The organism is Mesorhizobium sp. M0601 (genome assembly GCF_040320845.1).
In the GTDB taxonomy this organism is placed as follows: Bacteria; Pseudomonadota; Alphaproteobacteria; order Rhizobiales; family Rhizobiaceae; genus Mesorhizobium.
Map to the genome: position 1 here is coordinate 57,811 of NZ_JAMYQK010000016.1, position 12,807 is coordinate 70,617.

The following is a 12,807-nucleotide window of genomic DNA, read 5'->3' on the forward strand; positions in this document are numbered from 1 at the left end:
CTGTCATGCTACAAACCTCGGCATCGTTTGGCGGGACATCCGCTGCGATCCCGACTTCACAGGAACGACTTCAAAAGGATGAGCGGGTGAAAATATTCAAAGCGTTGGCGACCTCGACAGCCTTGCTGTCGATGGTTTTCTTGCTGGCAGGCTGCGGTCATGGCCTGATCAACAGGCTGATTTGAGTCAGGTGCCGTCGGCCCGCCCAAGCCATCGCTGCAGGAACCGTGCCGCAAGCCAGCACAGCATCGCCCAGGCAAAGCCGGCGCACCAGCCGGCCAATACGTCGGACGGCCAGTGGACGCCGAGATAGATGCGGCTGATGCCGACCACTACTGTCGTCAGCACCGCCAGCCCGAGTACATAGATCTTCGTTGTGCGCCCGGGCAAAACCCGCGCCGCCATGCTGCCCAGCGTCAAATACGTCACCGCCGACAGCATGGCGTGGCCGCTCGGAAACGAAAGCGATGCCACATCGGCGAGATGCGAGACCAGATCGGGGCGCGGCCGGTCGATGTCGAATTTCAGCACGCTTGACAGGAGCTGGCCGCCCGCTACCGCGACGAACATGAGAAGCGCCGCGCCTGGCCTGCGGATAAGAAGCAGATAGACGATCATTGCTGCCGTGATCAGCAGCAGTACGCTGGCGCTGCCGAGGCTGGTGATGTCGCGCATCGCTCCTTCCAGCCACGCCGGTCCGATCGGATTGTCGGGCTGGCCGGCCTTGCGGAAGGCAAGCAGGATTTCGGTGTCGAAGGCATGCGGCGTGGTGGCCCGCGCCAGCTCCATCAGCTCCTCGAACCCCCACAGCCCGCCGGCAATGACCAGCCCGGCCAGCAGAACCGGGAACTCCAGCCAGTTGGGCAGTCTGCTTGCAATCTTCTTCATCGGCCCGATCGCAGTTACAGCCTTTGCAGATAGGGCCCGAGCGTGATCAGCGCCACAGCTGCGATGGCAAGCACGATGCCGGTTGCCTGCAAGGCATTGACGCGCTCGCCGAAGAAGACCAGCGCCACCACATTCACCGACACCAGCTGGATCACCGCCGACAGGCTGAACGACACCGACATGCCGAATTCACGGATCAGCCTCAGCATGATCAGATTGCCCAGCGAGTAGAGCGCCAACGTCAGCACGATCTTGCCGAGGCTCGGCGCCAGCCCCCACTGTTTTGCGGCCATCGCCGCCAGCAGGAAGATCACCGTCGAGACGCAGAGCTGCCCAAGTCCCCAGAAACTCACTTTTGTTCCTCCCGATGCGGTCCCTACCGCCTGCCGCAGCTCTTGTTTCCGAAGCGCCGGTCGCGGTCAAGCAGGGCCGATGTTGGAGACGAAATCGCAGGTGGCAATTTAGCCGGCATGTCATCAAACTGTGACCTGCCGGTAATACCGGATTGGCAAGGCAACACGCTCCAGCAATCCATCCAGCCAGAGGCAGGCCCTATGACCGAACATCGCACCCCTGACGCCCATTTCCGCACCAGCCTGCTCGAGGAAAACGATGGGCCAGGAGCCAATCCCACCGACAACCGCACCATGGGTGAGATCATCGCCGCGCGGTTCTCGCGCCGCGGCTTCCTCAAGGGTTCGCTTGCCGTCTCGGCCATAGCCGCTACCGTCAGCCCGCTGGCGCTGATCACCGCCGACAACGCCCGCGCCGCCAAAGGCTCCGCCTTCGCTTTCGACGAGCTCGAGGCCGGCATCGACGACAAGCATCACGTCGCACCTGGCTATGACGCCGACGTGCTGCTGCGCTGGGGCGATCCGCTGTTCGCCGATTCGCCGGGATTCGATCCGACAAAACAGTCGGCGGAAGCCCAGGCCAGACAATTCGGCTACAACAACGACTATGTCGGTTATATCCCGATCGACGGCTCGGCCGAGCACGGCCTGCTGGTCGTCAATCACGAATACACCAATCCGCACCTGATGTTTCCGGGTCTCGTCACCATCGTCGATGGCAAAGCCAAGCAGGCGCCCCTCAGCAAGGAGCAAGTCGATGTCGAGATGGCCGCGCATGGCGGCACTATCGTCGAGATACGCAAGGTATCAGGCAAATGGCAGGTCGTTCGCGACGGCAAGCTCAACCGCCGCATCACCTCCAACACCGAGATCGCGCTCTCCGGCCCGGTCGCCGGCCACGACCGCGTCAAGACCAGCGCCGATCCGACCGGCACGAAGGTCATCGGCACCATCAACAATTGCGCCGGCGGCGTCACGCCGTGGGGCACCTATGTCATGGCCGAGGAGAACATCCACGGCTATTTCTCGGGCGAGCTGCCGCAGGGCCACAGGGAGGCGGCCAATTACAAGCGCCTCGGCATTCCCGAAGGTGCCTATGAATGGGCAGCGCATTACGGCCGTTTCGACATCGGCAAGGAGCCTAACGAGCCGAACCGCTTCGGCTGGATCGTCGAGGTCGACGTCCAGGATCCGACTTCGGTGCCGAGGAAGCGCACCGCCATGGGGCGCTTCAAGCATGAGGGCGCCGAATCGATCGTCGCCAAGGATGGCCGTGTCGTCTTCTATCTCGGCGACGACGAGCGCTTCGACTACGTCTATAAGTTCGTCACCACAGGCAAGTTCAATCCGGACGACCGCGCCGCGAACATGGATTTGCTCGACGACGGCACCTTGCATGTCGCCAAGTTTGCCGACGACAGTTCGGTCGAATGGCTGCCGATCGTCTTCGGCCAAGGGCCGCTGACGGCGGAGAACGGCTTTGCCAGCCAGGCCGACGTGCTGATCGAGACGCGCCGCGCCGCCGACCTGCTCGGCGCCACCAAGATGGACCGCCCGGAAGACATCCAGCCCAATGCCGCCAACGGCAAGGTCTATGTCATGCTGACCAACAATTCGAAGCGCAAGGCCGACCAGGTCGACGCTGCCAACCCGCGTGCCGAAAATGCCTTTGGCCACATCATCGAGATCGTCGAGGACGGCGGTGATTTCACCGCGACAAAGGGCAGGTGGGAAATCCTGCTGAAATGCGGCGATCCCGCTGTGGCCGACGTCGGCGCCACCTTCTCGACCGCAACCACCGCCAATGGCTGGTTCGGCATGCCGGACAATTGCACGGTAGATTCGGCTGGCCGCCTCTGGGTCGCCACCGACGGCCAAGGCCCGAAAGCCACCGGCCGCACCGATGGTCTGTGGGCTGTCGATACGGAGGGGACGGCACGGGCGACATCAAAGCTGTTCTTCCGCGTGCCGATCGGCGCCGAAATGTGCGGTCCCCTGTTTGCGCCGGACGACCAGACCGCCTTCGTTGCCGTCCAGCATCCGGGCGACGGCGGCGAGGACTGGGAGGCTTTCGGCCGTCCGTCCTACTATGAGGATTTGTCGACGCGCTGGCCCGACTTCAAGCCGGACATGCCGGTGCGCCCGGCGGTCGTTGCCATCACCAGGCAAGGCGGCGGCAAGATCGCGGTCTGACACGCAGCAAGGTCTTGCAGTCTCAAGGAAGGATTTCGGCGGTACGAAATCCTTCCTTCCGATACGGGATGCATCCATGCTGCGCATCATGCGCCGACTAATCATTCGGTGCGCTGAACCACGGCCACATTCATTGTGCTTCGCAACCTGAAGCCGATGGACTCGTATAACGCTATGGCCGCGGCGTTGCTGGCATAGGCGTGGAGATAGGGAACTTCGCCGCGCGCCACTATCCGGTTTGCCACTAACAGGGACAGCAGCTTTCCTAGGCCACCGCCGCGAAATTCCGGATGTGAGCACACCCCGCTGAGTTCAGTATAGCCAGGTTGCTTCATGCGCTCGCCGGCCATTGCCGCAAGCCTGCCCTCGATCTTCACACCCCAAAAATCGCCCAGGCTCAAGGCTTCGAGCGTGAATGGGCCAGGCTTGGTGAGCAATGCCAGGGCGAGCATCTCAGCAGCATCGTCTCGGGTCAGACGATGCACGCGCGGGTCGGAGACGATCTGCAATGGCTGCTCGGCGATCATCTGAACCCCGGCTGCGGTCGAAGTCGCGAAAAGCCCCGTGGGCAGAGCAATCGCGTCCGCTTGAAGCAGGATCACACTCTCGCCCGGGGGGACAAGGTTTTCGAGCGCCCGCAGGCTTTCCGGGTCGTCCGCACCAGTGGCGGCGAAAGGGACGATCGACGGCCGATATCGCATGGCGAGGTTGTCACCCTCCGCGAAGGCCCGATGTCGCGTCTGAAGCGCGCTCCAGATAGGGCGGTCGAGCAGATGTCTCATTGCGCGGCACCCTCAGGCTTATTTACACGACGGTCGAGAGGGGCAGCGGCGAGGCCGTCCTCGATGGCAGCCAGCTGCTCAAGAAGCGGCCCCGAAAAACCTGCGCACAAATCCGCGACCACGTTCTCGATGCAAGGCCAGACGTCGCGCTTTGCGACATCGACCAGCCGCCGCCCGTCCCGAGTAAGCGAGACGATCCTGCGCCGCTGGTCATCGGTCGACGGACTGACTTCGAGCAGTCCCAATTCGGCCAGAAGCGAGACGCTTCGCGTTACGCCTGGCTGCGCGATGCCAAGGGATTGCGCCAGTTCCCCGACCGACAGCGGACCCAGCCTGTCGAGCGCGGCCAGCAGCGGGTATTGGCTCGCCTGAACCGGGATATCCAGCCTGTCGAGCAGGCGCTGCGCCTCCGCTTGCAGTTGCTCGCCTATACGCTTCAGCCTGCTGCCCAGGCACAGAAAGCCAAGCGATCGTATGACGTCTTCCATAGGCCAATTCATCCCCATGAACATCGATAACATGATATATAACAATGCATGAAAAGCAAGATCGAGGCATTCAAGCGCGGGCTCCAGGCATCGGGCGCAGGCCTATCGCCTTCGGCAAGGAAAGGTCGATCGATCAGGCTGCTTCGCCTGGACGAGGCCCGTTCGATCAGTTGCGCAGCCGGTAGCCGGTCCTGAAGATCCAGGCGACGATCGTTATGCAGATGAGCAGGAAGACCACCGTCATGCCGAGGCTGACGCCGACCGAAACGTCGGACTTGCCGTAGAAGCTCCAGCGGAACCCACTGACCAGGTAGACCACCGGGTTGAACAGCGTCACCGTGCGCCAGATGCCGGGCAGCATGTTGATCGAATAGAAGCTGCCGCCGAGGAAGGTCAGCGGCGTGATGATCAGCAGCGGCACCAGCTGCAGCTGCTCGAAGCTCTTCGCCCAGATGCCGATGATAAAGCCGAACAGGCTGAAGGTCACCGCCGTCAGCACCAGGAAGGCGAGCATCCAGAACGGATGCTCGATCGTCAGCGGCACGAACAGCGAGGCCGTCGCCAGGATGATCAGGCCAAGCACGATCGACTTTGTCGCCGCGCCCCCGACATAGGCGATGACGATCTCCAGATAGGACACCGGCGCGGACAGCAATTCGTAGATCGAGCCGACGAATTTCGGAAAATAGATGGCGAAAGAGGCGTTGGAGATCGATTGCGTCAGCAGCGACAGCATGATCAGCCCCGGTACGATGAAGGCGCCGTAGCTGATGCCGTCAATCTCGGTGATGCGCGAGCCGATGGCCGAACCGAAGACGACGAAATAGAGCGACGTCGAAATCACCGGCGAAACGATGCTCTGCAGCACAGTGCGAAGGGCGCGCGCCATCTCCACCCGATAGATCGCCCATACCGCATGAAGATTCATAGCCGCGCGCGGGTTCATGCCGGTTTCCTCACCAGATTGACGAAGATCTCCTCGAGCGAGCTGTTTTCCGTATCGATGTCGCGGAATTGGATGCCGGCCGCCTCGAGCTCGCGGATCAGCGAGGCGACGCCCGGCCGTTCGCTCTGGTTGTCATAAGTATAGGTCAGCTGTCCGCCATCCGGCGAAAGCTCCAGCGCGTAGTGCGAAAAAGCATCGGGAACGGTGGCCAGGGGACTGCGCAGTTCCAGCACAAGCCGTTTGCGGCCAAGCTTGCGCATCAGCTCGGCCTTGTCCTCCACCAGTACGATCTCGCCGCGGTTGATGACGCCGACGCGGTCGGCCATCGCCTCGGCTTCTTCGATGTAATGCGTGGTCAGGATGATGGTGACGCCGTCTTCGCGCAGCCGGCGCACCATCGCCCACATGTCCTGGCGCAGCTCGACATCGACGCCTGCCGTCGGTTCGTCGAGGAACAGGATGCGCGGCTCGTGCGACAGCGCCTTGGCAATCATCAGCCGGCGCTTCATGCCGCCGGACAGCGTGATCGCCTTGGCGTCCTTCTTGTCCCAGAGCGACAGGTCGCGCAGCACTTTTTCGACGAACGCCTTGTCCGCCGGCTTGCCGAACAGGCCGCGGCTGTAGTTAACCGTCGCCCACACGCTCTCGAAGGCGTCGATGGTCAGTTCCTGCGGCACCAGCCCGATCAGACTGCGCGCGGCACGGTAGTCGCGGTTGATGTCATGGCCGTCGACGGTGACGGAACCCGACGAGCGGTTGACGATGCCGCAGACGATCGAGATCAGCGTTGTCTTGCCGGCGCCATTCGGCCCGAGCAGCGCAAAGATCTCGCCGCGCACGATGTCGAGATTGATCTCCTTCAGCGCCTTGAAGCCGGTGGCGTAGGTCTTGGAGACCCCGGAAATCGAGATGATCGGCTGCATGGCTGAAAACGACTGCTTGAAACAGAGTTGTTGGTTTAATCCGCTGAATGTCGGTCCGCAAATCCGGATGTCAATGGCGCTCCCGACAGTTCTGGACATCGAGGTTCGCCGGAATAGGCAACACCTGCCCGGTCGTCCAGCCAAATTCCACGCAAAAGCAGATTAACCGCACTGCGGCGTTCCGCCTCGCGGCGGGACGCCGCTTTGACCGTCCGGTGCATCAAGCCTATCCTTCAACAAACAAGCAGCAGCCGGAGCCGCCATGGACCCGCTCATTCTGTCGCGCATACAGTTCGGCGCGAACATCTCGTTCCACATCCTGTTCCCGGCGATCACCATCGCGCTCGGCTGGGTGCTGCTGTTCTTCAAGCTCCGCTACAACGCGACAAACGATTCCGCCTGGATGCGCGCGTATTTCACCTGGGTTAAGGTATTCGCGCTGTCCTTCGCCATGGGCGTGGTTTCCGGCGTCACCATGAGTTTTCAGTTCGGCACCAACTGGCCGGGCTATATGGAGACGGTCGGCAACATTGCCGGCCCGCTGCTGGCCTACGAAATCCTGACCGCCTTCTTCCTCGAGGCGGCGTTCCTCGGCATCATGCTGTTCGGCTTCCGCCGCGTCTCGAACCGCGTCCATACGCTGGCGACGGTGCTGGTGGCCGGCGGCACCACCTTGTCCGCCTTCTGGATCATCGCGCTCAATTCGTGGATGCAGACACCGGCCGGTTTCGAGATGCGCAATGGTGTTGCGCACGCCACCGACTGGTGGGCCGTTGTCTTCAATCCGTCCATGCCCTACCGGCTCGTTCATATGCTGCTTGCTTCGGGGCTGACCGTCTCGTTCCTGATCGCCGGCCTGTCGGCGCTGCGCTATCTCTACGGCGATCGCTCGGAATCGATGTGGAAGGCCCTGCGCACCGGCGTCTTCACCGCCGCTATCCTGATTCCCATCCAGATCTTTGCCGGCGACCAGCACGGCCTCAACACGCTGGAACACCAGCCGCAGAAGATCGCCGCCATGGAAGCCAACTGGAACACCGGTCCCAACGTGCCGTTGGTGCTGTTTGCTCTTCCCGATGAAGCGGCCAAGCAGAACAGGTTCGAGCTCACCATTCCGGATGGCGCCAGCCTCATCCTCAGGCACAGCGCCGGCGGCATCGTGCCGGGTCTGAACGATTATGCCGGCAACCATCCGCCGGTATTTCCGGTGTTCTGGGGCTTTCGCATCATGGTCGGCACCGGCCTCCTGATGCTCGCCGTCTCCTGGTCGGCGGCCTTCTTCCTCAAGCGCCGCCACGGCCTGCCCAAGCCGCTGGCGCTCGTCATGGTGCCGATGGCGCTGTCCGGCTGGCTGGCGACGCTGGCCGGCTGGTACACCACCGAGATCGGCCGCCAGCCCTGGCTGGTCACCGGCGTGCTGCGTACCGCCGAAGCTGTCGGGCCGGTCGCCGGCAGCCATGTCGCGCTGTCGCTCGCGGTCTATCTCATCCTCTATGTGCTGCTCTTGATCGCCTATCTCGGCGTGTTGGTGCATCTGGCATTGAAGGCGGCGAAGGATGGTGACACCTCGCCGCTACCGGGCGTCATGAACAGGCCGCTGTCGCAGCCGGTTGCGCAACCAGGAGAAACATCATGAGCGTCGACTGGCCGACCCTGCTGCCTCTGATCTTCGCCGGGCTGATGGGCCTCGCCATCCTGATCTACGTCATCCTCGACGGCTTCGATCTCGGCATTGGCATCCTGTTCGCCGCAGCCGAAGACACCGAGCAGGATACGATGATCGCCGCCATCGGCCCGTTCTGGGACGCCAACGAGACCTGGCTGGTGCTGGCGGTCGGCCTGCTGCTGGTCGCCTTTCCATTGGCGCACGGCACCATCCTGACCGCGCTCTATATTCCTGTCTTCGTGCTGCTGGTCGGCTTGATCCTGCGCGGCGTTGCCTTCGATTTCCGCGCCAAGGTACCGGCCGGCAGGAAGCACCGCTGGAACCGCATCTTTTTCCTCGGCTCGGTCGTCGCGTCGCTGGCGCAAGGTTATATGCTCGGCGTCTATGTGCTCGGCCTCGACGTCGGCCCTGGCGGCGTCGCTTTCGGCGCGCTGGTGGCGCTCTGCCTTGCCGCGGCCTACGCGGCGATGGGAGCGGCCTGGGTCATCTATAAGACCGAAGGCGATCTGCAGAAGAAGGCGGTGCTGTGGCTGCGGACGGCGCTGGTGCTGACCGCGCTCGGCATGGTCGCGGTATCGCTGGCCACGCCCTTTGCCAGCGCGCGCATTTTCGACAAATGGTTCGTCTGGCCGGCCATGCTCTATTTGTCGCCGCTGCCGATCCTGTCGGCAGTGCTGTTCCTGTGGCTGTGGCGCCAGACCTTCCATCTGCCGAAACCCGGCGACCGCCACGCGCTGCTCCCGTTCCTGACATTGGCCGCGATCTTCACGCTCGGCTTTGCCGGCCTCGCCTGGTCGTTCTACCCCTTCGTGGTGCCCGACCGGCTGACCATCTGGCAGGCTGCTTCGGCACCCGAAAGCCTGGCCGTCATCCTGGTCGGGACGGTCGTCGTGCTGCCGATCATCATCTTCTATTCGTTCTTTGCCTACCGGGTGTTCGCCGGCAAGGCGACGGATCTGACCTATGACTGACCGGCATAGCAGTCGCAGCCTGAAACAGAATATTCATCTTCAAGCGGAATAACCTTCTCTGGCCGGACCAGCAGAATCACCGGCAAGAAGAAGGGCAACAGAATGAACCCCTTTTTTGCGGCAGGACAGGATCGGCTGCTGCTTTTGCTGATCCGGACGGTCGCGCTGATCGGCGCACTCGCGCTTGCCGGCCTGCTGCCGGCCATGCCCCAGGCGCATGCCCAGGACGCGGCCAACTGGACGGGCGTGTGGGACACGAAGTGGCGCGGCGGCGGCGCCCAGATCAAGTTCGAGCAGACGGGCACTGACGTAAAGGGCGTGTACCCGCTTTATAACGGCCGTATCGAGGCCAAGGCCGAAGGCGACAAGCTTGTCGGCCACTGGTTCGAAGGCGACCGCCAGGGCGCCTTCACCTTCGTCCAATCGCCTGACGGCGGCAGCTTCATGGGCCGCTTCGATGCCGCCACCGCCGAATGGTGGACAGGTGTGCGCGTCAGCGCCGTCGAGGACGTCCGTGTCGACCAGTCGAGCCCGATGAGCACCATGCGCTCGTTCCTGCAGACGATGAACGAGAGCGGCGCCGACAATGTGCCGCGCGCCACCGGCGGCGGCATGGGTCTTGCCGGTCTGGCAGCGGGTCTCGTCGACGTCACCGAGGCCGACCGCGGCGGCCTCAACATGCCCGATTACACCAAGCTTCTGTTCACCGTCATCGACAACGCGACGTTCCGTCTGTGGAGCCTGCCGCATGATGCGATTTCCGGCGACGAGGTGACGGCGACGCTGCCGCAATACGGCACCAGGGTCTCCTTCGCCGTCACTTTTCGCCGCAAGAATGGCGACTGGTTCATCGTCGGGCCGCCACTTGGCCAGCTCCAGGCAAAGCTCGCCGAATTCCAGGAAGCGCGTGGCGAAGCCGTCGACATGGTCGACGATCCGAGCAGGCTCGCCTCGCCGCGCGACACGTTCAAGGTACTGTTGAGCGGCCTCACCGAAGCCGGCGACCCGGCCCAGGCGGCGCTCGACCTGCGCAACTACAGTCAGGCGGTGCGTGGCGACGAGGCGTTCCTGCTCGAGCGCTATCTCAAAAAGGTCATCGACCGCATCGGCTACGTCTATTGGCAGGAGATCCCCGACGATCCGAAGAGCAACACCCCCTTCGTCTATTTCGAGCATCCCGCCGGCAACATCGTCATCGGCCCGGTCGAGACTGAGAAGGGCAAGATCTGGCAGTTCACGCCCGAGACGCTCGCCCACATCCGCGCGCTCTACGCCGATGTCGAAGACGTGCCGGTGGCGCCGGAATTCGCCGCCTTCGCCAGCACCGACCCGTTCTTCATCGCCCGTGGCCTCGCCCGCGAGATCAGCCCCGGCCTGCTCACCCGCGCCGGCCCGATGGAGCGCTGGCAATGGTCGATGCTCGGCCTTGCCGCACTGGCCGGCATCGTCTTCGGTTTCATCGCCAATGCGCTGATTTCCTTGTTTGTGCGAAGGACGGACAGCCCTGCCTTCTTCCGCATCGTCGAATGGGCGGTGCGCTCGATCGTGCTTGGCTTCTTCCTGCTGTTGACGCTGCGCCCGCTCGGTCTGCCGCAAGTGGTCGCCGCCCCGGTCAAGGCAATCGCCTGGAGCCTGGTCGTGATTGGCGCCGTGCCGGTGGTCTGGCACCTGATCGGCAAGGTCGCCGACCATTACCGTGGACTGTGGCAGGTGCCCGGCTATCACGACACGCTGATTTCGCTGTCCACCGGCGTGGCGCGCGTCGCCGTGCTGGTCGTCGCCTTCCTGCTGCTGGCCGAAGTGCTCGCCATCCCCTACGAAGGCGTCATTGCCGGTCTCGGCATCGGCGGTCTGGCGGTGGCGCTGGCGGCGCAGCCGACGCTGCAGAACTTCCTCTCCGGCCTGACGCTCTATGCCGATCGGCCGGTCAGCGTCGGCGACTTCTGCAAGTTCGGCGACCAGTCCGGCACGATCGAGCATATCGGCATGCGCTCCACCCGCATCCGGTCGCTCGACCGCACGATCATCTCGGTGCCAAACTCGGATTTCGCCGGCATGCAGATCGAGAACTACGCGCATCGCGACCGCACCCGGTTCGCGACGACGCTACAGCTGCGCTACGAAACGACGCCCGATCAGCTACGTTACGTCCTGGCCGAGCTGCGCAAGCTGCTGATTGCCCATCCGCGCGTCATCGATGAGCCGTGCCGCGTGCGCTTTGCCGGCTTCGGCGCCTATTCGCTCGATATCGACGTGTTCACTTATATCAAAACCGCCGACGTGGCCGATTTTCAAGCCATCCGCGAGGACATCCTGTTGTCCATGATCAACATCATGGATGATGCCGGCGCGCAGTTCGCCTTCCCTTCGTCACTGGAATACAGAGCCACCGACCTTCCGGTCGACGACGAAAAACGCATCGCCGCGGAGAAAAGGGTCAGCGATTGGCGCGAGGCGCAAAACCTGCCTTTCCCCGACTTCAGCCAGATCGACAAATTCGCCCTCAACAACACACTTGCCTACCCGCCTGAGGGCTCGGCGCATTATCGCGAGACGGAGCCCGACCCGGACTCGACCGAGGCAAAGGCGACGCTGGAGAAGGTGCGCTGGAGCCTGCCTTGGAAAAAGGGGGACTAGTGCGAAGCGCGGAAACTGCTGATCTCCCCCCTTGAGGGGGAGATGTCGCTGAAAGCGACAGAGGGGGGTCGCCGCGCGTGGAGTGCCAGCTTCGTCTTCCTCGATATGCCGGACCGCGTCGCGCCAACCGAACCGACCCCCTCTGGCCTGCCGGCCATCTCCCCCTCAAGGGGGGAGATCAGCAGGCCCTGCAAAAGCTCAGCTCTTGTTAGCGGCCAGCACCAGCACCGGCTTTTCGCGGTAGAGGTTGGGGAACAGCCGCTTCAGGTTCTCGACCTTGGGCAAATCGTTGTAGACGATATAGGGATAGGTCGGGTTGAGCGTCAGAAAATCCTGGTGATAGTCCTCGGCCGGATAGAAGGTCTTGCCGGTCTCCAGCGTCGTCACGATCGGCTTGGGAAACACCTTGGCCTTGTCGAGCTGGGCGATGTAGCTTTCGGCGATCTTTTTCTGTGCGTCGTTTTCGGCAAAGATCGTCGAACGGTACTGGGTGCCCGTGTCCGGGCCCTGGTAGTTCAGTTGCGTCGGGTTGTGCGCCACCGAGAAATACACCTGCAGCAGCTGGCCGTAGGTCACCTTGGACGGCTCGTAGGTGATCTCGACGGATTCGGCATGGCCCGTCCGGCTGGTGCCGACCATTTCATAGACGGCCGTGTCCTGGTCGCCGCCGGCATAGCCGGAAACGGCGCTGGTGACGCCCTTGATGTGCTGGAACACGCCTTGCACACCCCAGAAGCAGCCGCCGGCGAAGACCGCCTTTTCGGTGCCGGCGGTGGCCTTCTCGTCCATTGCCGGCGGCGGGATCACCACCGCGTCTTCGGCCGAGACTGCCGGCGTCTGCCAGAATACGGCCGCGGCGGCCGTGAGGATGAGCGCGGCAAGTGCTGCTTTTGCGAAAATCGACGATCGTTTCACGGCTCCGGTCATGTCTGATCTCCCATGATGCTGGTTTGGATTATA

Annotated in this window: 11 protein-coding genes; 4 read left to right on the forward strand and 7 right to left on the reverse strand. The window is 63.0% G+C overall.

Features of this window, described 5'->3' with window-relative positions; all coding sequences use genetic code 11:
• Window positions 1–186: 186 nt before the first annotated feature.
• Together NKI41_RS16685 and NKI41_RS16690 are read right to left on the reverse strand one after the other, a co-directional pair.
• Entirely contained in the window at window positions 187–888 is a 702-nt protein-coding gene (locus NKI41_RS16685; protein WP_352451848.1) for a phosphatase PAP2 family protein, read from the reverse strand.
• A gap of 14 nt (window positions 889–902) precedes the next feature.
• Entirely contained in the window at window positions 903–1,241 is a 339-nt protein-coding gene (locus NKI41_RS16690; protein ID WP_023679017.1) for a hypothetical protein, read from the reverse strand.
• 201 nt (window positions 1,242–1,442) lie between these two features.
• Between NKI41_RS16690 and NKI41_RS16695 the strand changes: the two genes are divergently transcribed.
• Window positions 1,443–3,434, forward strand: coding sequence for a PhoX family protein (locus NKI41_RS16695; protein ID WP_352684036.1), 1,992 nt, complete (start codon window positions 1,443–1,445; stop codon window positions 3,432–3,434).
• A 101-nt stretch (window positions 3,435–3,535) separates the two neighbouring features.
• Here the strand turns inward: NKI41_RS16695 and NKI41_RS16700 are convergent, their stop codons facing one another.
• The 4 genes from NKI41_RS16700 to NKI41_RS16715 form a co-directional block, all read right to left on the reverse strand.
• Window positions 3,536–4,216 (reverse strand): GNAT family N-acetyltransferase, encoded by a 681-nt coding sequence (locus NKI41_RS16700; RefSeq protein WP_352684038.1) that lies wholly within the window; start codon window positions 4,214–4,216, stop codon window positions 3,536–3,538.
• Window positions 4,213–4,704 carry a MarR family winged helix-turn-helix transcriptional regulator gene (locus tag NKI41_RS16705; protein ID WP_352684040.1) on the reverse strand — a complete coding sequence of 164 codons (492 nt, stop codon included), beginning with the start codon at window positions 4,702–4,704 and terminating at the stop codon, window positions 4,213–4,215. The genes NKI41_RS16700 and NKI41_RS16705 overlap by 4 nt, the downstream gene beginning before the upstream one ends.
• A gap of 166 nt (window positions 4,705–4,870) precedes the next feature.
• Entirely contained in the window at window positions 4,871–5,632 is a 762-nt protein-coding gene (locus NKI41_RS16710) for an ABC transporter permease (protein WP_352472853.1), read from the reverse strand.
• A 14-nt stretch (window positions 5,633–5,646) separates the two neighbouring features.
• A complete protein-coding gene (locus tag NKI41_RS16715) occupies window positions 5,647–6,573 on the reverse strand; it encodes an ABC transporter ATP-binding protein (RefSeq protein ID WP_352539812.1) in 927 nt (308 codons plus the stop codon).
• A 262-nt stretch (window positions 6,574–6,835) separates the two neighbouring features.
• Between NKI41_RS16715 and NKI41_RS16720 the strand changes: the two genes are divergently transcribed.
• From NKI41_RS16720 to NKI41_RS16730, 3 genes are all read left to right on the forward strand, one after another.
• Window positions 6,836–8,209 carry a cytochrome ubiquinol oxidase subunit I gene (locus tag NKI41_RS16720; RefSeq protein WP_352684042.1) on the forward strand — a complete coding sequence of 458 codons (1,374 nt, stop codon included), beginning with the start codon at window positions 6,836–6,838 and terminating at the stop codon, window positions 8,207–8,209.
• A complete protein-coding gene (locus tag NKI41_RS16725; RefSeq protein WP_352539814.1) occupies window positions 8,206–9,210 on the forward strand; it encodes a cytochrome d ubiquinol oxidase subunit II in 1,005 nt (334 codons plus the stop codon). Before NKI41_RS16720 ends, NKI41_RS16725 begins: the two co-directional genes overlap by 4 nt.
• Window positions 9,211–9,312: 102 nt before the next feature.
• Window positions 9,313–11,847: a mechanosensitive ion channel family protein gene (locus tag NKI41_RS16730; RefSeq protein ID WP_352684045.1), complete on the forward strand. Its 2,535-nt coding sequence runs from the start codon at window positions 9,313–9,315 to the stop codon at window positions 11,845–11,847.
• A gap of 198 nt (window positions 11,848–12,045) precedes the next feature.
• On the opposite strand, the gene msrA is transcribed toward NKI41_RS16730, so the two are convergent.
• Window positions 12,046–12,774 (reverse strand): peptide-methionine (S)-S-oxide reductase MsrA, encoded by a 729-nt coding sequence (gene msrA, locus NKI41_RS16735; protein WP_352684047.1) that lies wholly within the window; start codon window positions 12,772–12,774, stop codon window positions 12,046–12,048.
• Window positions 12,775–12,807 lie beyond the last annotated feature (33 nt).

What these genes read in the sequence shown, in the direction of transcription:
- NKI41_RS16685 (WP_352451848.1), bottom strand. Translation starts at nt 888, where the DNA reads ATGAAGAAGATTGCAAGCAGACTGCCCAACTGGCTGGAGTTCCCGGTT.
- NKI41_RS16695 (WP_352684036.1), top strand. Translation starts at nt 1,443, where the DNA reads ATGACCGAACATCGCACCCCTGACGCCCATTTCCGCACCAGCCTGCTC.
- NKI41_RS16700 (WP_352684038.1), bottom strand. Translation starts at nt 4,216, where the DNA reads ATGAGACATCTGCTCGACCGCCCTATCTGGAGCGCGCTTCAGACGCGA.
- NKI41_RS16705 (WP_352684040.1), bottom strand. Translation starts at nt 4,704, where the DNA reads ATGGAAGACGTCATACGATCGCTTGGCTTTCTGTGCCTGGGCAGCAGG.
- NKI41_RS16710 (WP_352472853.1), bottom strand. Translation starts at nt 5,632, where the DNA reads ATGAATCTTCATGCGGTATGGGCGATCTATCGGGTGGAGATGGCGCGC.
- NKI41_RS16715 (WP_352539812.1), bottom strand. Translation starts at nt 6,573, where the DNA reads ATGCAGCCGATCATCTCGATTTCCGGGGTCTCCAAGACCTACGCCACC.
- NKI41_RS16720 (WP_352684042.1), top strand. Translation starts at nt 6,836, where the DNA reads ATGGACCCGCTCATTCTGTCGCGCATACAGTTCGGCGCGAACATCTCG.
- NKI41_RS16725 (WP_352539814.1), top strand. Translation starts at nt 8,206, where the DNA reads ATGAGCGTCGACTGGCCGACCCTGCTGCCTCTGATCTTCGCCGGGCTG.
- NKI41_RS16730 (WP_352684045.1), top strand. Translation starts at nt 9,313, where the DNA reads ATGAACCCCTTTTTTGCGGCAGGACAGGATCGGCTGCTGCTTTTGCTG.
- msrA (WP_352684047.1), bottom strand. Translation starts at nt 12,774, where the DNA reads ATGACCGGAGCCGTGAAACGATCGTCGATTTTCGCAAAAGCAGCACTT.